The 19,262-nt window shown below is 45.9% G+C and carries 16 protein-coding genes and 1 pseudogene; 10 read left to right on the forward strand and 7 right to left on the reverse strand.

All coding sequences use genetic code 11. The features are described 5' to 3' along the window. Positions 1 to 197 precede the first annotated feature (197 nt). From radA to AC0VYA_RS06165, 4 genes are all read left to right on the forward strand, one after another. Positions 198 to 1,562: a DNA repair protein RadA gene (radA, locus tag AC0VYA_RS06150; protein WP_011574130.1), complete on the forward strand. Its 1,365-nt coding sequence runs from the start codon at positions 198 to 200 to the stop codon at positions 1,560 to 1,562. Between the two features lie 181 nt (positions 1,563 to 1,743). Then, positions 1,744 to 2,811: a transporter family protein gene (locus tag AC0VYA_RS06155; RefSeq protein WP_475490403.1), complete on the forward strand. Its 1,068-nt coding sequence runs from the start codon at positions 1,744 to 1,746 to the stop codon at positions 2,809 to 2,811. A gap of 7 nt (positions 2,812 to 2,818) precedes the next feature. Further along, entirely contained in the window at positions 2,819 to 3,379 is a 561-nt protein-coding gene (locus AC0VYA_RS06160) for a YfiR family protein (protein ID WP_475490404.1), read from the forward strand. Next, positions 3,379 to 5,490 (forward strand): putative bifunctional diguanylate cyclase/phosphodiesterase, encoded by a 2,112-nt coding sequence (locus AC0VYA_RS06165; protein ID WP_475490405.1) that lies wholly within the window; start codon positions 3,379 to 3,381, stop codon positions 5,488 to 5,490. The genes AC0VYA_RS06160 and AC0VYA_RS06165 overlap by 1 nt, the downstream gene beginning before the upstream one ends. Positions 5,491 to 5,928: 438 nt before the next feature. Here AC0VYA_RS06165 and AC0VYA_RS06170 read toward each other — a convergent pair whose 3' ends face one another. The 7 genes and pseudogenes from AC0VYA_RS06170 to AC0VYA_RS06200 all read right to left on the reverse strand — a co-directional run bounded on the left by AC0VYA_RS06170 (position 5,929) and on the right by AC0VYA_RS06200 (position 13,433). Next, positions 5,929 to 6,072 carry a hypothetical protein gene (locus AC0VYA_RS06170; protein ID WP_475490406.1) on the reverse strand — a complete coding sequence of 48 codons (144 nt, stop codon included), beginning with the start codon at positions 6,070 to 6,072 and terminating at the stop codon, positions 5,929 to 5,931. A gap of 153 nt (positions 6,073 to 6,225) precedes the next feature. Continuing rightward, the gene (locus AC0VYA_RS06175; RefSeq protein ID WP_006992141.1) at positions 6,226 to 6,384 is read right to left on the reverse strand and encodes an entericidin A/B family lipoprotein; all 159 of its coding nucleotides are present in this window, start codon (positions 6,382 to 6,384) and stop codon (positions 6,226 to 6,228) included. Between the two features lie 354 nt (positions 6,385 to 6,738). Next, positions 6,739 to 9,462 carry an aconitate hydratase AcnA gene (gene acnA, locus AC0VYA_RS06180; RefSeq protein ID WP_475490407.1) on the reverse strand — a complete coding sequence of 908 codons (2,724 nt, stop codon included), beginning with the start codon at positions 9,460 to 9,462 and terminating at the stop codon, positions 6,739 to 6,741. Between the two features lie 114 nt (positions 9,463 to 9,576). Beyond that, a complete protein-coding gene (locus AC0VYA_RS06185) occupies positions 9,577 to 10,338 on the reverse strand; it encodes a PRC-barrel domain-containing protein (protein ID WP_475490408.1) in 762 nt (253 codons plus the stop codon). 548 nt (positions 10,339 to 10,886) lie between these two features. After that, a pseudogene (locus AC0VYA_RS06190) lies at positions 10,887 to 11,298 on the reverse strand (GFA family protein). A gap of 135 nt (positions 11,299 to 11,433) precedes the next feature. Further along, complete coding sequence (locus tag AC0VYA_RS06195; protein WP_475490409.1) at positions 11,434 to 12,717, reverse strand: NRAMP family divalent metal transporter; 1,284 nt, start codon at positions 12,715 to 12,717, stop codon at positions 11,434 to 11,436. Between the two features lie 77 nt (positions 12,718 to 12,794). After that, entirely contained in the window at positions 12,795 to 13,433 is a 639-nt protein-coding gene (locus AC0VYA_RS06200) for a TetR/AcrR family transcriptional regulator (protein ID WP_475490410.1), read from the reverse strand. 359 nt (positions 13,434 to 13,792) lie between these two features. Between AC0VYA_RS06200 and AC0VYA_RS06205 the strand changes: the two genes are divergently transcribed. From AC0VYA_RS06205 to cyoE, 6 genes are all read left to right on the forward strand, one after another. Next, positions 13,793 to 14,209: a hypothetical protein gene (locus tag AC0VYA_RS06205; RefSeq protein WP_475490411.1), complete on the forward strand. Its 417-nt coding sequence runs from the start codon at positions 13,793 to 13,795 to the stop codon at positions 14,207 to 14,209. Between the two features lie 186 nt (positions 14,210 to 14,395). Then, complete coding sequence (cyoA, locus tag AC0VYA_RS06210; RefSeq protein ID WP_475490412.1) at positions 14,396 to 15,304, forward strand: ubiquinol oxidase subunit II; 909 nt, start codon at positions 14,396 to 14,398, stop codon at positions 15,302 to 15,304. 2 nt (positions 15,305 to 15,306) lie between these two features. After that, positions 15,307 to 17,301 (forward strand): cytochrome o ubiquinol oxidase subunit I, encoded by a 1,995-nt coding sequence (gene cyoB / locus AC0VYA_RS06215; protein ID WP_475490413.1) that lies wholly within the window; start codon positions 15,307 to 15,309, stop codon positions 17,299 to 17,301. Next, on the forward strand, positions 17,298 to 17,942 hold the full coding sequence (gene cyoC, locus AC0VYA_RS06220; protein ID WP_475490414.1) for a cytochrome o ubiquinol oxidase subunit III: 645 nt from the start codon (positions 17,298 to 17,300) through the stop codon (positions 17,940 to 17,942). The genes cyoB and cyoC overlap by 4 nt, the downstream gene beginning before the upstream one ends. Next, positions 17,942 to 18,259 carry a cytochrome o ubiquinol oxidase subunit IV gene (cyoD, locus tag AC0VYA_RS06225; protein WP_011574143.1) on the forward strand — a complete coding sequence of 106 codons (318 nt, stop codon included), beginning with the start codon at positions 17,942 to 17,944 and terminating at the stop codon, positions 18,257 to 18,259. The genes cyoC and cyoD overlap by 1 nt, the downstream gene beginning before the upstream one ends. 13 nt (positions 18,260 to 18,272) lie before the next feature. Further along, complete coding sequence (gene cyoE, locus AC0VYA_RS06230) at positions 18,273 to 19,163, forward strand: heme o synthase (RefSeq protein ID WP_475490415.1); 891 nt, start codon at positions 18,273 to 18,275, stop codon at positions 19,161 to 19,163. Positions 19,164 to 19,262: the final 99 nt, after the last annotated feature.

The following is a 19,262-nucleotide window of genomic DNA, read 5'->3' on the forward strand; positions in this document are numbered from 1 at the left end:
ATTTTTTATTGTTAAAGACGAACGCCATAAAGACTTATCGGCACGCTGTGCGGTTTTCATAATGCAATATACGCAAGCTTATCTTATTATAAGCGGCTTTCTTCAAGGTTCTTCGTTTTCAAAATTAGTAAAACGTATTCAACACTGAATGTAACCCTTGTCGTTTTTATCACTGTAAACACTGTTTGTGGAGCAATATGGCCAAACGTAAAACCGCCTATGTCTGTAGTGACTGTGGCGCAGAATTTCCGCGCTGGCAAGGACAATGTAATGACTGCAATGCCTGGAATACCATCACAGAATTTGTGGTGAGTCCTGCTCGCAGCCAGCCTGAGCGCAATTTGCGCGGCTACGCCGGTCAAACTGGGGCCAAAATTGAAACCCTTAACAGCATTGATGTGGCTGAATTACCGCGCTTTACTTCAAGCTTTAGTGAGCTTGATAGAGTATTAGGCGGGGGGATAGTGCCGGGCAGTGCAATTTTGATTGGCGGTTCACCTGGAGCAGGCAAAAGTACCTTGTTGCTACAAGTCATGTGCCAACTAGCAGCGCAGCGCACTGCGCTATATGTCACGGGGGAGGAATCGCTGCAACAAGTTGCTATGCGCGCTCAGCGCTTAAATCTACCTAGCGATAAGCTGAATATGCTGGCCGAAACCAGTGTTGAAACTATCTGTGAATTAGCATTAACCCTCAACCCCAAAATTATGGTGATTGACTCCATTCAGGTGATGCATGTGGCCGATGTGGCATCTGCACCCGGTAGTGTTTCGCAAGTAAGAGAAAGCGCCGCATATTTAACTCGCTTTGCAAAGCAGCACCATATTGCCATGCTGTTAGTGGGGCATGTTACGAAAGATGGCAGTCTGGCTGGGCCCAAAGTGTTAGAGCACTGTATTGATTGCTCCATGATGTTAGAAGGGGAAAGTGACAGCCGGTATCGCACGTTGCGTAGTCAGAAAAACCGCTTTGGTGCTGTGAACGAATTGGGTGTGTTTGGCATGACCGAAAGAGGATTAAAGGAAGTGAGTAATCCTTCTGCCATCTTTTTAAGTCGAGGAGAAGAGCAGTCTCCTGGCAGTATTGTTATGGTGGTATGGGAAGGCACTCGCCCATTGCTGGTGGAAATACAAGCATTGGTGGATTATTCACAGACCGCAAACCCGCGTCGTGTCGCTGTTGGTCTTGAGCAAAACCGAATGGCGATGCTTTTAGCAGTATTGAATCGACACGGTGATGTGCAGATGAACGACCAAGACGTTTTCGCCAATGTGGTCGGCGGCGTAAAGGTCGCAGAAACCAGTGCTGATTTAGCGCTTTTACTATCCATTGTTTCGAGTTTTAGAAATAAGACCCTTGATTCACAGTTAATTGCATTTGGCGAAGTGGGACTTGCTGGTGAAATACGCCCCGTGCCTAATGGCTCAGAACGGATCAGCGAAGCAGCAAAGCATGGATTCAAGCGAGCTATCGTGCCAAAAGCCAATATGCCAAAACAAAACATTAATGGGATCGAAGTGATCGGGGTATCTCGTTTAAGTGAAGCACTTGAGGTGCTTTAATTAACTGGACGATTAACGGTAAAAATATTACCGTTAATCGTAGGGCTTAATGCAGGACGCTATATGCGCTTATCTGAATAATTGCAGCCAATACAGTAGTATAGATTAGTATAGATACTGTAGACAGTAAGTGACAAAACGTATTGGCGTACTTATCTTTTTCAATTTATGGCCTAATAACATGATTAAATTTTCTTCTTTTTCGTTGTCTTTTTTCATCGCAGCGAGCGGGTTTACCCAGCTCTCATACGCACAAAGTACCCCTTCTGAATTTGCCGAATTGAGTCTAAATGAGCTGTTTGACATGAATATCGCGGACGATAGCGAAAACAGTGAAGCGAGCAGCCCTTGGACATTCGCATATAATTTTAAGTTTGCTGAATTTCGAGGCTATCTTGATGGTGACGCTAAGCGCGCAGATTCTGAGGTGTTGTGGCAAGGTGCGGGCACTCAAAGAACGGACAGTAACTTTCCTATTCTTCCTACGGTAATCGACCAACAAGTGCATGTTTTTTCGATGGGATATCGCATTACCCCTGATTGGCGAGTGCACGTTTCTTTACCGTATATCACCCAGAGCACTGACCATATTAGCGTTGTGCCTGGCTATGATCATTTTACAATCGATAGTGATGGCATAGGTGATGCTGTGGTGTCGGTGAGTCGTCGCCTTATCGCGACAACGGATGATGTGTGGTGGTTTACCGCCGGTGTCAGCTTGCCTACAGGCTCAATTGACGAAAAAGGTAATACTCCACGAGATGCAGGGGACCAGCAGCTACCTTATACAATGCAGCTTGGTTCGGGGACGTATGATTTCCCTCTAGAATTTAGTTACCAAAGCATGGGCGAGCACGATTTTAGTTTGAGTATGTCAGCGATGATACGCACCGGTAAAAATGATAGGGATTATCGTCTAGGTAATAGTTACAGTCTTGCAAGTACTTATCGCTTTAACACATCAGACGACCTGAAACCCTTTGTTGGATTGTCTTACCAGTACCGCAGTGCCATTCATGGGCAAGACGATGAAATTACCCTCAGTGGTGCATTTCCCTATCCTGCGAGTATTACCAATCCAAGATTGTATGGTGGCAAAAAAATCAGTGCTGAGATCGGTGTCAGATGGAAATTCAGCGAATCTTATGCGCTGAGTTTGGCATTTTCAAAGCCTCTCTATCAGAATTTGAATGGCCCGCAACCAAAAGAAAATTTCCAATCTGGCTTAACCTTATCCCGTTTGATGTAGTGATACTGTGTCTGACTTGATCAAAGTGAATAAAGCAAACAGAGGGGAGGGGAAAATCAGTAAATGGCTTTTTCTGTGCGCCATCTTATTATCATATATCGTGGTTTTACACTCGGCTTTAGCACAAGAAGAGTTGAGTAAGGAGCGCAAACTAAAGGCCGCCTATTTACTGAATTTCACTAAATATATGAGCTGGCCCACGGACAGTGGCGCGCAAAATGATTTCAAATTGTGTCTGCAAAGTGATCGGCCATTCTTTGAATTTATGCAGGCCCTTGTAGTACGTCATAATCAGGGAAACAACAAGATGCATATCGCCATCGGTCATGTGCAGGAAGAGCCGCTATGTCATATGGCATACTTTCATTCTTCTCTTGAGCAACCCCTAGACCAAATGAGGCGGGCGGTGATTGTGCTAGAGTCCACGGACGTGAAACAAGCGAACAGCGCGATAAGGTTTTATACCCAAGAGCAAAGAGTGCGCTTTGAGTTTGATTTAGCACAATTAGCCAGAGTAGACGTGATAGTAAGCTCTGAATTGCTTAAATTAGCTAGGATTGCTCGATAATGCTTTTTTCTAAGCTCAGGCGCGCATCATTTTTCCAAAAGCAATTAATGGCGATCATCGGCACAAATTTGCTGATATTGGCCATTGCTGCCTTTCTTATCTATTCCGCGTTTGTTGATGATTACCGCGACAACCTCGTTAAAACTATGGGCAGCAACGCCTCTTTGCTGTCAGCGGCAAGCCGCTCAGCGTTACTTTTTCATGATGAGCAAGCAGGCCAGACGATCCTGGCGTCTTTAGCTAAGATCCCAGCCATGCGATTTGCCCAATTACTAGACTCTGAAAAAAAGCGCTTTGCGACTTATACCTGGGACGATGCAAGTTGGGATGTTATGTTAGATGACATCAAACCTGGATACTTTTTTACAAACGATAATCTTTACCTGACCCAAGACATTACCTTAGGTGAGGACGTACTTGGCTACATTGTTTTATCAGCTGATACTCATTCGCTACAGGCTCAGCAGCGACGGTACGGGCGCATAGTACTGTGGGTATTTGCGTTGGGCTCTCTGTTAGCCTACCTCCTGAATTGGCGTATGCAAAAGCGCTTACAGTCACCGGTTAAACGCCTTATTCACTTAGTTGATTACGTCGCCAAAGAAGGCCGTTACGATCAACGTATTTTCAATCGTCGACAAGACGATATTGGGCGCTTGGTCAACGGTATTAACTCTATGCTAGATACCATTGAAGAGCACCAATCAAAGTTGAGCGAACATCATGAACACTTAGAAGGGCTGGTAGAGTTGCGCACAGAGCAATTGTACGAGCGTGCTAATTTTGATGCGTTAACACAACTACCAAATAGACATTCCCTGACAGAAAAAATTAGTCAGGCGATTGAAATAGCCCGTGAGCGTAAAACCAATCTAGCCTTGATGTTTCTCGATTTAGACCGCTTTAAGGTCATAAATGATAGCTTAGGGCACTTCATGGGTGACAAACTGTTAATTGAAGTGGCCAAGAAGATCCAACATAAACTAAGCGACAGTGACGTGGTAGGTCGTTGGGGGGGAGATGAATTCGTTGTGCTAATTCAAAACCCGAAGGAACTCAGCTCAGTGGACAGTTTGGCAAAAGAGATTATCGCATCTTTGAGTCTGCCGCTTATTGTATCTGGACATCAATTACACATCTCTACCAGTATTGGCATTGCGTGTTTTCCTGATGATGGCGACGATGCATCAAGTTTACTTAAACATGCTGACACTAGCATGTATAAGGCAAAAGAATTGGGCCCTGGGCGGTTCCGCTTTTTTGACCAAGACATGTTGAATGACTCAGTGTGGCGATTAGAGCTAGAAACCCAATTGCGCCAAGCCTCCGCTCAACAGCAGTTTGCTTTGGTGTATCAGCCTAAAGTGAATGTGAACGACGAACAACTGGTTGGTTTAGAAGCTTTAATAAGATGGAATAATGGCCAAGAATATATTAATCCAGCCACTTTCTTACCCATAGCAGAAGACATAGGGTTAATGGAATCCATCAGTGTGTGGGTGTTAAAGCAGGCATGCCAGCAGAATGCAGATTGGCAGCGGGCGGGCTTTGATATTGTACCTGTTGCCGTGAACTTACCCGCATCGTTTTTGATGAGTCCCCAGTGCCTCGAGTTGATCAAAGGCGCATTGCATCAATCGGGGTTAGCGGCGCAGTATTTGGAAATAGAAATCACTGAAAATACTTTCATCGCATCTACCGAGTTAGCGGTTGATGTACTGAGTGCAATTCACGGTTTGGGGGTGAAAATCGCCATTGACGATTTTGGAACAGGCTACTCATGTATGAGTTATTTGCGTGACCTACCCATCAATACATTAAAGATAGACGGCATATTTATCAATGATTTGGTTGCGCCAGATTGTGTTCATGAGGGGAACGCTGAAGACCATCACTTACGGGATGAAGGCATAGTGCGCACTATTATCACCTTAGGCAAAAGCCTAGGGTTAAGTACGGTCGCTGAGTGTGTGGAACATGATTATCAAGTGCAGATCTTAAAATCGATGGGTTGTGACATCATCCAAGGCTATTTCTATAGCAAACCTTTAAAAGTGGTCGCACTAGAAGCATATCTCAGTGCGCATGGCCGGGCTGCTAAAGAATCTTAACGTTGATGTGTATTCTCACTGAGCAGGCGTCTTGATAGCGCGAACATTTGACACAGTGCCCAAAGCGTAAGGCTCTAGTATGTAGTTCAAGGCTGTGAATTCGGTGCTATTAACACGCTATGAATGCGCCATAAACAGCTTGTTAAGTTCAAAGTCGCAATGACTGCTAACGAGGGTAGCGTATCCAAATAGTGTCAATTAATGAGAGCATCAGCCAGTAGGAGCGACGGCCAATAAGAGCATCAGCCAATAGGAGCATCAGCCAATAAGAGCGTCAGTCGATAAGCTTGCTCACTAAACAGTGCGCCAATTAAGAAACCTGTTACTGAACGCTTGAACGTAAGCACATGACTCACGCCTGCATTGTCCGCTGAGTCGTGCGACTTTCGAGCAGTCCGCTGAGGCGTAAGACTTTCGAGCAATGCGATACTTGGTGGTCTAGCGGTTAGGGTTTAACTTGCTTAACCAACTGTTGTTGCTCATGCGCGCGACTGCCTTATTTGGGCTTGAAGGCTGAATTGATTGTTGTATGCGGCGTAAGTGCTCTACAAAACGGTTTGTTGAATCTTTAGAGTAAATCATTCTTCTATCTCCTACTCAAAAACAGCAATCTGGTGTCTGCATTAGCAGACAAATAAGCGCTTAACATGGACTTTATACTTTGCTTAAATAGAGCGAAAAAAAGCTCGCTGAGCAGCAAAGACTCGGTGGTCGGGCTGAACCCTAACCAAATGCTTAGTCGTTAGCCGCGTCTTGGACTGCTTCACCAGCACTCTCTATGTCTTCTCCTGCACCGTCAATCGTGGCACACGAGGTTAGTCCAACGACTAGAATACCAACTAATACAACAGAGTTTAAAAATGCTTTTAACGAATTTGCTATCTGGGTTTTCATCATTGTCTTCCTTATGGTTAAGTGATTTCACACTTTGCTTACATATTACTAAGCGATTCTTGTGCCAACTTCTTAAAAATAAAAGGCTTTAAGAATCAATAACTTAAAAATCCGTCTAGCATGGCTAATGTAAAGTGCGTAATTGCTACCCAACTAAGAGATAAAATTTACCTATTTATAACAACTCCTAAAGCACAGAAAGGTGAAATACAGCGTTTGCCACAGTGAGACTCCCCGAGCAACACCTGTTCATTAAGAGCTTACAAAAAAGCCGACCAGTATAGATGGTCGGCTTCGATTAAGTGGTGCAAGCCTCAACTAAATAGGTAAGCGCTGTGCTCGTTACGCGCTTTTCTAAGCGCTTTTATTTAGGCTTCGCAGTACATATTGAAGAATGCCACCGTCATTGAAGTAACTGAACTCATTGGGGGTATCAATGCGGATCTGCGCGTCGAAAGTGAATTCTCCTTGTTCGCCTTTTACCGATACCACTACTTCTTTTTGATCTCCATCTATGGCGTCAATCGAGTACTGCTCCGTGCCGTCTAACTTCAAACTGGCGGCACTGTCGCCTGATTTAAATTGTAGGGGTAGAATACCCATACCTATCAGATTAGAGCGATGAATTCGTTCGTAGCTCTCGGCAATTACCGCTTTGACACCGAGCAACAGTGGACCTTTTGCGGCCCAGTCGCGAGAACTCCCTGTGCCGTACTCTTTGCCCGCAATTACCACCGTTGGCGTGCCTTGTTCTTGATACTTCATTGCTGCATCAAACACAGACATCTGTTCAGCTGATGGTTGAAAGCGCGTCCAGCCGCCTTCTGTACCGGGGGCGAGTTGATTTTTCAATCTGACATTGGCGAATGTTCCACGCATCATAACTTCGTGATTTCCTCGGCGTGAGCCAAAAGAGTTGAAGTCGTGCTCCTCAACACCGTGCGCTTGCAGGTATTGCGCAGCAGGGCCATCAGGGGCAACGCTACCAGCTGGAGAAATATGATCCGTGGTGACCGTATCGCCTAGTTTCAACAAGCAACGGGCATCTTTAATGGCACTGATCGCTTCGGGTTGTTGCTTAATGCCATCGAAAAAGGTGGGCTTTTTAACGTAAGTCGATTCAGGCCAGTTATATTGCTCGCTATCGACCACGTCTAAATTGTTCCAAGTTTCGTCACCCTCAAAAATATGGCTATAACGTTCAGAGAACATGTTGCTATTGACCACATCAGTCACAAGCGCTTGAATCTCTTCATTGCTTGGCCAAATATCACGCAAGTAAACTGGCTTACCGTCTTTACTGGTGCCAAGGGGCTCTTTAAGCAAATCAATTTGCATATTACCAGCTAGCGCGTAGGCGATAACTAACGGGGGAGAGGCAAGGTAATTAGCTTTTACGTCGGAGTGTATACGACCTTCAAAATTACGATTACCTGATAGCACTGAAGTCACATTTAGCTTTTCTTTACGAATAGCAGCGCTGATAGGCTCGGGCAGTGGCCCTGAGTTGCCAATGCAGGTAGTGCAGCCGTAACCAACCAGATGAAAGCCTAAATTTTCGAGCTCATGGGTGAGGTTAGCCTTATTAAGGTATTCGGTAACGACTTGAGAACCAGGCGCGAAGCTTGTTTTCACCCATGGTTTCACTGACAAACCCATTTCACTGGCTTTTTTGGCCAGTAAACCGGCAGCAATCAGCACCGAAGGGTTAGAGGTATTGGTACAACTGGTGATGGCCGCGATCACGACTGCGCCATCGTTGAGGCTGAAACGCTGACCATTGTATTCAACTTCTGATGAGTCCTCACTTTTCTCTGCTTGATGGCCACCTTCTGATTCGAAACGCCCTTTTTCGGGATCTTCGGTGGTGATAATCAATTTTTCCTGCTCAGATAACCACGTACTGAACTTGTCTGCAGCTTCACTTAACGGGATCCTGTCCTGGGGGCGTTTAGGTCCCGCAATCGAGGTTACTACATCACTAAGGTCAATGTGTAGATTCGCATGATAGATTGCGCTTTGCTGAGCTTCGCTGCCCCACATACCCTGTGCTTGGGCATACGCTTTGATCACATTGATATTGCGCTCTTCGCGGCCAGTCAAACGCAGGTAGGTTTCGGTTTGTTCGTCTAACGGGAAGATACCACACGTTGCACCATACTCTGGTGCCATGTTCGCTATGGTAGCTCTGTCGGCTATAGTGAGGTGTTTTACCCCTTCGCCGTAAAATTCGACAAATTTACCGACGACGCCAAATTCGCGTAGCTTTTGAGTAATGGTTAATACTAAATCTGTCGCCGTGGTACCGGGCGGCAAACTGCCGGTAATTTCCATGCCGACTACCTCAGGTATTAGCATGGTGACTGGCTGACCTAACATGGCGGCTTCAGCTTCAATGCCGCCTACACCCCAGCCCAAAATGCCTAAGCCGTTGATCATGGTCGTATGGGAATCTGTGCCTACTAGGGTATCTGGATAGAGCAATGGCTGCTCGTGTTGCTCTTCAATAAAGGTGACACGTGCCAAATATTCTAAGTTCACCTGATGCACAATGCCTTTACCTGGCGGAACCACTTTAAAATTGTCAAACGCCTGCTGACCCCAGCGTAAGAACTGATAGCGTTCTTTATTACGCTGTACTTCCATCGCGGTATTCTTGTCGAAGGCATCGTCTTGGGCGAAATAATCCACCATGACGGAGTGGTCAATAACCAATTCCACGGGTTTTAACGGATTAATTTTTTGCGGGTCGCCTCCTAAATCAACCATGGCATCGCGCATGGCGGCTAAGTCAACTACCGCCGGTACGCCGGTAAAATCTTGTAGCACCACTCGAGAAGGAACGAAAGCAATCTCAGTCGTTGACTGGTCATTGATATCCCAGGTGGCGAGTTTGTTGATATCTTCTTCTTGAACAAAGTTTTCAGCACTGTGGCGTAAGAGGTTTTCTAACAATATTTTAGCGGCGAAAGGCAGTCGCTCGATATTGTGGGTATCTGCGAGGGCATCAAGGGCATAATAAGAGAATTGTTCACCCTCAAGGGTCAATGTTTTTAGATAAGGGGAAGCTTGTTGCATGATAATCTCCGGCTGTGGGATGTTTGGCGGTAAATTTATATCTTCGAGAGTTTTATATCTTCGAGAGTCAGCCCCAATGCACAAGCTTGTGCGTTGGGGCTGTTAGTCAGTTAATTATGCGCTGGGCAAGCCCTGCAGGGCGCGTTTCACTTTGAGTTTGTAATCGGGGTCATTTAGCAAGTCATGATCGCACTTGGGGCAACGCTCAATATCCGCAGCTGATAGGGTGCAGTGCACGCGTTGCTCAAGCCAATTGATATCATCAATGTGCTTTGGCGCCAGTAATAGCTTCTCTCCACCGGGTAGCCAATTGTGGGTATCTATAATCAACATAGGCACTTCCCAATTGTCCGTGTCTAAAATCAGGTCATGAATGTGGCCTACTGTTTCACCGCCTGAGATGACGTCATACCCTTGCAATTCATCGATTGAGCGTAAGTGATTAGCTTTGCTCTTATCGTGCTCCTCTAAATTGCTGTTTGCTTGCTCCAGCGCTTGTTGGTTTACCAAGGCCGTTGGGTGAGCATATTCGCCCCACGCACCAGGGCCCGTCCAGTAATATCCGTAACCCAGATAAGAAAACAGTATTTCTTCGTACTCTCTGGAGACGGTTTTTTCTTCATCAATCGATGGGCTGTCTTTCACTTGCTGTTTACTCAAAGCAACGTGAATTTTTTCGTCATCTGTGTCTATTTCTCGTAACGAAATAGGCGAGATCAGCACCTTTTCCCCTAGGGGTAACCATTTATGGGTATCGACGTACATATAACGGATTGTCCATGCACGGTCGTCAAACAAGAAATCTTTGATGATGCCAATGTCACCGTCTGTGGCTGCAATAGTGAATCGTTGAATGTCTCGTAAGCCTGCTAACATGATGTTCTCCCTACTCGTAGATGTAATAGGCAAGATGGAAGGTGTCGACTGTAGCTGTGCACAGATGGCGCGCACATTTAGCCTAATACAATAATCATCTTGGCTATTCTAAAATTAGCTGTTGCAGTAGGATTACGCAAAGAGCACGCCAGCTCATTTTTATGCCCTAAGTAACGGCGGTTGCTGTGCTTCACGCGCTTAGAAACAAAGGTGTAGCAATGCAGAGCCATTGATAAACAGTAACTATTACGTTCAGGCTGTAAGAATTACAAGTTAAAATACGAGGCTTCTAGGTATTGTGTGTCAGGCATTGATTTAGGGAAATCGCAGGAGTGAGTAGGGGATGTCAGCGCGAGTCTATAAGCGTTTAGGCTCATTTAATACACGATATTTCTATCACATTCAGTTCAGGGACGAACTGCGATATAAGGCAATCTCCCTCGAGCGGATCACCACTGTAGCAGGGGCTAGTCGAGGGCGAAGCTTTAGGTGCACTTAGATGAGTCAAACGCCCATTTTATGAATGGCTAAGCCAGCACTGAAAAGTGTTAAACAGGGCCTTTTTCAAAACTAGGAAGCGTAGCAATATCCGCCAGCCATTTTTGCGCAGAGCTTGACCAAATTTGACGCTTTGGTATTAAGTCATTTCGTTGATCGATAGCCCCTATACGCAAATTGTATACCTTGGGCTCATCGCCCACAGCTGATGCATAAATTCCTGTACCACAGTGCTCACAAAACCCTTGGGCTCGCGGGTTACCGCTTTGCGCTACCTTCACGTACTCTTTCGGCTTACCGCTAGAAAACGTTAGCCCGCCTACTTCGCTGACAACCACAGTGCGAAATGCGGTCAGCTGATAACAGCTGACAGTCTGTGCAATGACAAATCATGGTTTTTTCAGGATCGATAACGGCGTCAAATACAAGTTCGCCACAATGGCAACGGCCGGTTACTTTCATTCTATTTCCTCAGGGTGAATATGTGCATCACGTCAGCCTATAGCTGCCCGTGCAACGCAGTCATTTTAGGACGTTTTTACAATACCTAGTTGGGCTAAGTAACGTCAGTAAAGCCTATGACTAAAACTCTTATATTTAAGCTACAAACTTCCAAAAAAGATAATACATACTGAAGAGTGTTAGCACGCTTAAGCAGCATAAAGTGTAGATACGAAATATACCTTGGGGCTTATATTGGGCGTCAACATCTGCCCCCATCATGACCTTATAATTTAGCCAAGCATAGATAGGCGCACTGACAAAAGACACTGTCGTCACAAAATCCAAGAGGGCTTTAATATCAGCGCTAAAGTCAGAAATTATCCACCAACTGCCTAAGGCGAGTACGCAAAGTGCGGCGATATAAACCACATTTCCTTTTCGAGCGTGCGGCGTATCACTGGCGCTATCAAGGGGTAAGGGGTCATCATGTGAGTGGTTGAGCTGATAGGCACGCTTCCATACTTGTGGAAAACCATCGGCAACCGCAAAGGTAGATGAAAATAGCGCCACAAAGGTAACAATGGCCATGAGCAACCAGCTCCAGTCCCCCAAGGCATTGCTGTAAATCCCGACAAGTTGCCCAGCAAATGCTGCTGCTGAGTTGGCAAAACCTTCGCCTTGGCCAAACATGAGCAAAGCGCCCAACCATAAAAAGATGATGGCTAACAATAAACTCGCCGCATAACCGATGTTGAAGTCTAAGGTCGCATTTTTCGCGTTTTGAACACCAGGTTTGGCCCCGCGAGATAATATCCATAACGAATGCCAAACCGATACTTCAACTGCGGTGGGCATCCAGCCTATCAATGCCACGATAAAGGCGATACTTGCCATAGAGCCAACTTCGATAGTCGGCACCCCTTCGGCCGGGCTGAATCCCAAACGCCCGATTGCTGCAAACCAAGCGATAATGCTGCAAATGACCAATACCAGCATCATCCATTTCAATAGCGTGTTGAGAAGCTTGTAATGGCCTATCAAGAGCACCGCGCATACCACACCCAATATCAAGGCTGCCCATTGGGAAAGGGTGAGCACATCACCAAATAGATTCATGGCTAATGCGGCTGTGACTATGGTGACCCCTGATTGAACAAAAAACATGGTGATAAACGTTAAACAGAGAAACAGGTAAAATGCCCATTTGCCCACTGAGCGATAGCCATCGAGTAAGCTCTTGCCTGTTAACCCAGCGTACTTAGGGCCAAATAGAAAAAAGGGGTACTTCACCACGTGAGCCAGTAAAATAAAGCCCAATAAGGCAAAACCGAAATCTGCTCCTGCTCGGGTTGACTGCACTATATGTGATACACCAATACTGGTGGCGGCCCAAACGATACCTGGGCCTAATATGGCCATTGTTTTCGCTAATTTCATGCTCGTTTTTCTCACGTTATCATTATGGTTTCGAGGTATTCACTATTTTGCTTTTTGCCACTGCTCTGAGCCGCGGGTTATTGCACGTTTGAGTGACCCAAATACAAGAGCAACATTTTTGTTAGTTCATCGCATAAGGCGACAGAATCTAACTCGCATGCAATCGATGGGGTAATGTCGGGGTACAGTACTTTATCGAGCAGAGCAGTGATCATGGTGAAGATCACCATATTCGTTACCGATGATCTATCAGCAGCATTAATGTCATCACTGAACCTGAGCAATATCTGACTCATACGCTTATACATAACTTGTCTGTCTATTAAAGCTTCACCTGCCACAATGTGGGTATGCAAGCGCGAATTAAGGTGAATGGTGCGAAACAAGCTACGATTAGCGATGAAAAAATCACGGGTCTTGCGGGTTATCTGTTTCACTGCTTCAGCTAACGTCTCAAACGGCATCTGCTCTAATTGTTCAATCCACTGGGTAAGCTCGCGGCCAAAATCTTGGTATAGCAGCGGTAGTAGGGCTTCTTTGTTTTTAAAGCGCCGATAAAAGGTACCAACCGAAACGCCAGCGTGATCGCACAATTCTTTGATGCTGATGTGCTCAAAAAATTTACTTTGCAGGCAGTGGTGCACAGCAGCCATAAGTTTTCGCTGAGTGTCTTGACTGCGTATTTGTTTGGCTGGGATAACACTTGGGGTTGGCATAATTAACTTTTACCTTAAATCACATATACATCACAGGCTTGCGACTGAAAGAGCGCCAGAATCATGCCGTTTTTGACCGAAAACAGCAATACAAGATATGTGGCTTGTTGCCGATTTTAAGGAACGGGGCAATATTCATGAGGTTGCGATCTCCGCGTCTACTGATTTGTTTTTATAATGTTTTAAAAATGTATTTATTTTGTAATGCCATGATTTTAATAATGAATATTTACAATTTAAGACTGACATCGCTTTGTAGCCTTGAATGGCTTTTGCTAGTATCCGCGCATCAAAATTGAGCACAAATTGATCTTGCTCAATACCCAGTATTTAACGTGTGATAAACGCCGGATTTTACATTGAACCGAATTACTTACCATAGAGATAACTTCATTCAGCGCAGCAAGGCGTTGGTGAACCTATCGAGCTCGTCGTTTTTTGCGAAAGTGTGCTTGGTGTCTGGGGTAATGGCTTTTTTAAGCGGTTTCAGTGTATTGCTTGGCGGCATCTACGAGGGGGCTGAGTTAGTCGGCTTCGCCCTCGACTTTTCTTCTTTCGATGTGCTTAGCAGTGCATTTTTTCTTTGGTTACTGGCGCTAAGCGGTTATTTCGCGAAACACGCTTTATGGCTTTTGAATCTTGTACCTGATTATGTACTTCGTCATTTGGCGGCTAAACCTAAGCCGTTGTTTACTGTTCCCGCTGTTATCAGCCCTGTGCCCAGCGCACATGGCTCTCGTGCTCCCCCCTATTTTTGTAGCGGTTCAAGTCATTAAATAAGTCACTGTTGTTAGTGTGCTAGCGATAGCACCAAGTCACATACATAGGTTCAGCTAGCGCTAAGCAGTCTGAGCACTTATCTACCTTGAGCCCGCTCACCCAATAAATCCGGTTTGTCCGGTGTTTAATGCTGCCTGAATCACTTGGGCAGTGCTTTGAAAACTATGGGTAGGGGAAATCCTTTGTTGATCCGTAAGTTAGGTTATTCAGCGTTGACGGCAAGCATATTATTGTTGTCGGGCTGTGAAGGTGGTGTGCTTGATCCTAAAGGTCAGGTGGGCATCGATGAAAAGTATTTGATCGTTGTAGCAACGGTACTGATGCTGCTGGTGGTTATTCCTGTTATTGGTATGACCTTGTATTTCGCTTGGCGTTATCGTGAAGGTCGCGAGCATGAAATTTATGATCCAAAGTGGGCACACTCAACCAAAATTGAAGTGGTTGTGTGGTTAATCCCCATTGTGATTATTGCGATATTGGGCACCTTGACCTGGTACTCCACTCAAGAGCTCGACCCTTACAAGCCGTTAGATCACGAGCATAAACCCATCACTATTCAAGTGGTGTCTTTGAACTGGAAATGGCTATTCATCTATCCAGAGCAAGGTATCGCAACGGTTAACGAAGTGGTGTTCCCCAAAGATGTGCCCGTTGAATTTAAGATCACATCTGATACCACCATGAACTCGTTCTTTATTCCTCAGCTTGGTAGCCAGATTTATTCTATGGCAGGTATGACGACACGTCTTAACCTGATCGCCAACGAAGCGGGTGAGTTTGACGGCATTTCAGCCAACTACAGTGGTGCCGGGTTCACCGGAATGAAATTTAAAGCCATCGCTAAAAACAGCGAGCAGGACTTTGAGCAATGGGTCAGCGCGGTTAAACACAGCCCTGCAAAACTGAGTGATGAGAGTTATGCCCAGTTAGCAAAGCCAAGTGAAAATAATCCCGTTAATTATTACGGCTCGGTGGACAGTCAACTGTTCCAACATATTGTGATGCAGTTTATGGGCAACATGCACTCCCATGATATGCATGAAGACCATCAAGAGCATTCTGCTCAAATGCACATGCAGGCGGAGGAGTAACTATGTCGCTATTAGGAAATTTATCCCTGGAGGCCATTCCGTACCACGAACCTATTATCATGGTAACGCTGGCAGTCATTGGTGTCATTGGCTTGGCCATTGTTGGTCTTATTACTAAATATCAAAAGTGGGGCGTGCTTTGGCACAATTGGCTCACCTCGGTTGACCATAAACGCTTAGGTATCATGTACATTATTCTTGCATTGGTCATGCTGATCCGTGGCTTCTCTGACGCGATAATGATGCGCACTCAACTCGCTATGGCGACTAACGGCGCTGAGGGATATTTGCCCCCAGAGCACTATGACCAAATATTTACCGCCCACGGCATTATCATGATCATCTTCATGGCCATGCCTTTTATGATTGGTTTAATGAACATTGTACTGCCGCTGCAAATTGGCGCGCGAGACGTGGCATTCCCTTTCATGAACAACTTGAGTTTCTGGTTAGCCGCTGCAGGTGCCGTGTTGATCAATATCTCTTTGGGTTTAGGTGAGTTCGCCAAAACCGGTTGGTTGGCCTATCCGCCATTATCGGAGATGTCCTTTAGCCCTGGGGTGGGGGTCGATTATTATATCTGGGCCTTGCAGATATCCGGGATCGGAACATTGCTTACCGGCGTCAACTTTTTAGCCACCGTGTTTAAAATGCGCGCCCCTGGCATGAAGTTGATGCAAATGCCCATTTTTACTTGGGCCTGTACTTGGGCGAATATATTAATTGTGGCCTCGTTCCCGATTCTAACCGCGGTGCTCGGTTTACTGACACTTGACCGTTATTTAGATTTTCACTTCTTCACCAATGATGGTGGCGGTAACGCTATGATGTACATCAACCTGTTTTGGGCGTGGGGTCACCCTGAAGTGTATATATTGGTGCTGCCTGCATTTGGTATTTTCTCTGAGGTTATTTCAACCTTTACCGGTAAGCGCTTGTTTGGCTACACCTCAATGGTGTGGGCAAGTGGCGCGATTTCGATTTTAGGCTTCGTGGTGTGGCTGCATCACTTCTTTACCATGGGTTCAAGTGCTGACGTAAATGCCTTCTTTGGGGTAATGACCATGATCATTGCCATACCCACGGGGGTGAAGTTATTCAACTGGTTGTTCACTATGTACCGTGGTCGCTTACGCATAACAGTGCCGGTTTTATGGACCTTAGGCTTTATGGTTACTTTCAGTATCGGTGGTATGACAGGGGTGTTACTTGCTGTGCCTGGTGCTGATTACGTATTACATAACAGCTTATTTTTAGTGGCTCATTTTCATAACACCATCATAGGTGGTGCGGTGTTTGGTTACATGGCGGGCTTTGCGTTTTGGTTCCCAAAAGCCACAGGTTTTCATCTGAACGAGCGTTTAGGTAAATACTCTTTCTGGTGCTGGCAAATTGGTTTCTACGTGGCGTTTATGCCGCTTTACGTGCTTGGCTTCCTGGGTATGACCCGTCGTTTAAATCATACCAACAACCCAGATTGGAACATTTGGTTGTATATCGCGGCGTTAGGCGCAGTGATTATCTTTGTAGGTATCATTCTGCAATTTGTGCAGCTTTACGTGAGTATTCGCGATCGTGAACAAAACCCAGATGTAGATGGCGATCCATGGAATGGTCACACACTCGAATGGTCAACAGCGTCACCACCTCAGTTCTATAACTTTGCCGTTCTACCTAAGGTACATGACATAGACGCGTTCACAGACATGAAAGAAAAAGGTATTGAGTATCAGGCACCCGATGAATATATGCCAATTCACATGCCACGTAATACCGCTGCGGGTATGCAAATCGCGGGGGCGGCTGGCATCGTTGGTTTCGCCTTGATCTGGCATATTTGGTGGTTAGCCATCGTTGGCTCACTGGGTATGGTAGTCGCGTTAATTGCACGCTGTTATGCCAAAGACGTGGACCATTATGTTGAGCCGCAAGAAGTGGCTGAAATTGAACGAGCACACTTAGCCAGTGTGGCCACAGTGAAGGAGGAAGCGTTATGAGCGCCGTACCAGACACCCTAAAATTCGCCTCTGATCACGGCTTGCATGCAGATGATCATGGGGGCGGACATGACGAACACCATGACACCGGCGGCAATACGCTGTTCGGGTTTTGGTTGTACTTAATGACCGATTGCATTTTATTTGCTTCTGTTTTTGCTACCTACGCCGTGTTGTACATGAACACCGACGGTGGCGTATCAGGTAAAGACATATTCGACCTTAACTTTGTGTTGGTTGAAACCGCCGCGTTATTGGTGAGCAGTATTACCTATGGCTTTGCACTCTTGTGCGCTCACAAGCAACAACGTGCAGGTACGTTACTGTGGTTATTGGTCACTATGACCCTTGGTTGTGTGTTTATTGCCATGGAAGTGTATGAGTTTCATCATCTCATCGTTGAAGGAAATGGCCCTGATCGCAGTGCGTTTTTAAGTTCATTCTTTGCGCTAGTCGGCATGCACGGTTTGCATGTAACCGCTGGGCTAGTGTGGATGCTGGTCATGGTGCTTGAGGTACTCAAGCGCGGTTTAGGTGCGCAAACCGTTACGCGCCTTGGATGCTTAAGCTTATTTTGGCATTTCTTGGATATCGTATGGGTCTGTGTATTCACAGTCGTATATTTATTAGGAGCAATGTGATGAGTCATTCTGCTGAAGCGACTGCCCATGGCAGCGTAAAGTCCTATCTAATTGGGTTTGTTTTATCTGTCATTCTCACGGCTATTCCGTTTTGGATGGTGATGAGTGGACACTTTGGTAAATCAGTCCTGTTTTACAGTGTGGTGTCCTTTGCGCTGGTGCAAATTGTGGTGCACTTGAAGTACTTTTTGCACTTGAATTTTTCAGTCAAAGGGCGTTTGGACACATTTGCGTTTCTGTTTACCGCACTGATTATTGTGATGGTGGTTGGGTTGTCCATTTGGATTATCTACAGCGCTAACGCGATGATGATGTAATAAGGAGGCCACCATGAAAGTAAAACGTTATATCAACATCACTAAGCCCGGCATCATCATGGGTAATTTAATCTCTGTTGCCGGTGGTTTTTTGCTCGCCTCGCGAGGGGAGGTTGACGGTTTGTTGATGCTCATGACGGTGTTAGGTTTGTCGCTCGTGGTGGCCTCGGGTTGTGTGCTCAATAATTGTATTGATACGGACATTGACGCCAAAATGCAGCGCACCCGCAATCGCGCTACGGTCACAGGAGATGTGTCCATTGTCCACGCGCTGCAATTTGGTGTGGCCTTGGCGGTGTTCGGTTTTGGTTTGCTCATTCGCTATACCAATAGCATTGCAGTGGGCTTTGCTGTGCTGGGCTACGTGGTGTATGTGGGTGTGTATAGCTTATATATGAAACGCAAATCAGTGTATGGCACGTTAGTGGGCAGTTTGTCAGGCGCGGTGCCACCTGTTGTGGGGTACTGCGCCGCAAGTGGCCAATTTGATGCCGGCGCCGCTATCCTATTATTGATGTTTAGTTTGTGGCAAATGCCGCATTCTTACGCCATCGCCATCTTTCGTTTTGACGATTACGCCAAAGCCAATATACCGGTATTGCCAGTAGCAAAGGGGATCGCAAAAACCAAATTGCATATTGTATTGTATATCGCTGTATTTGCGATTGTCAGCGCGCTTCTGCCGCTAAGCGGTTACACCGGGCTGACGTTTATGGCGGTGGCTTGTGTGACTAGCTTGTGGTGGCTGTTTATGGCATTGCGTGGCTATCGCAAAAACATCGAGTTAGTGGTTTGGGCAAGGCAAGTATTTGGCTTTTCTATCTTAACCATCACTGCTCTTAGTATCGGCATGGCCTTTGATTTTCAGGCCTTGCCACCGAGTTTGTTGGTGATGCTTAGCTGAACATCAAGGCTATCCGTTAACGTATTCAAACGCGTTAACTCAATGGCCTTTATTGTCAGCCGAGTGAATCGCAGCCCAACGAATATCGGCTTAGCAACT

Source organism: Paraglaciecola sp. QJM3NY_14 (assembly GCF_056173245.1).

What these genes read in the sequence shown, in the direction of transcription:
- radA (WP_011574130.1), top strand. Translation starts at nt 198, where the DNA reads ATGGCCAAACGTAAAACCGCCTATGTCTGTAGTGACTGTGGCGCAGAA.
- AC0VYA_RS06155 (WP_475490403.1), top strand. Translation starts at nt 1,744, where the DNA reads ATGATTAAATTTTCTTCTTTTTCGTTGTCTTTTTTCATCGCAGCGAGC.
- AC0VYA_RS06165 (WP_475490405.1), top strand. Translation starts at nt 3,379, where the DNA reads ATGCTTTTTTCTAAGCTCAGGCGCGCATCATTTTTCCAAAAGCAATTA.
- AC0VYA_RS06170 (WP_475490406.1), bottom strand. Translation starts at nt 6,072, where the DNA reads ATGATTTACTCTAAAGATTCAACAAACCGTTTTGTAGAGCACTTACGC.
- AC0VYA_RS06175 (WP_006992141.1), bottom strand. Translation starts at nt 6,384, where the DNA reads ATGAAAACCCAGATAGCAAATTCGTTAAAAGCATTTTTAAACTCTGTT.
- acnA (WP_475490407.1), bottom strand. Translation starts at nt 9,462, where the DNA reads ATGCAACAAGCTTCCCCTTATCTAAAAACATTGACCCTTGAGGGTGAA.
- AC0VYA_RS06185 (WP_475490408.1), bottom strand. Translation starts at nt 10,338, where the DNA reads ATGTTAGCAGGCTTACGAGACATTCAACGATTCACTATTGCAGCCACA.
- AC0VYA_RS06195 (WP_475490409.1), bottom strand. Translation starts at nt 12,717, where the DNA reads ATGAAATTAGCGAAAACAATGGCCATATTAGGCCCAGGTATCGTTTGG.
- AC0VYA_RS06200 (WP_475490410.1), bottom strand. Translation starts at nt 13,433, where the DNA reads ATGCCAACCCCAAGTGTTATCCCAGCCAAACAAATACGCAGTCAAGAC.
- cyoB (WP_475490413.1), top strand. Translation starts at nt 15,307, where the DNA reads ATGTCGCTATTAGGAAATTTATCCCTGGAGGCCATTCCGTACCACGAA.
- cyoC (WP_475490414.1), top strand. Translation starts at nt 17,298, where the DNA reads ATGAGCGCCGTACCAGACACCCTAAAATTCGCCTCTGATCACGGCTTG.
- cyoD (WP_011574143.1), top strand. Translation starts at nt 17,942, where the DNA reads ATGAGTCATTCTGCTGAAGCGACTGCCCATGGCAGCGTAAAGTCCTAT.
- cyoE (WP_475490415.1), top strand. Translation starts at nt 18,273, where the DNA reads ATGAAAGTAAAACGTTATATCAACATCACTAAGCCCGGCATCATCATG.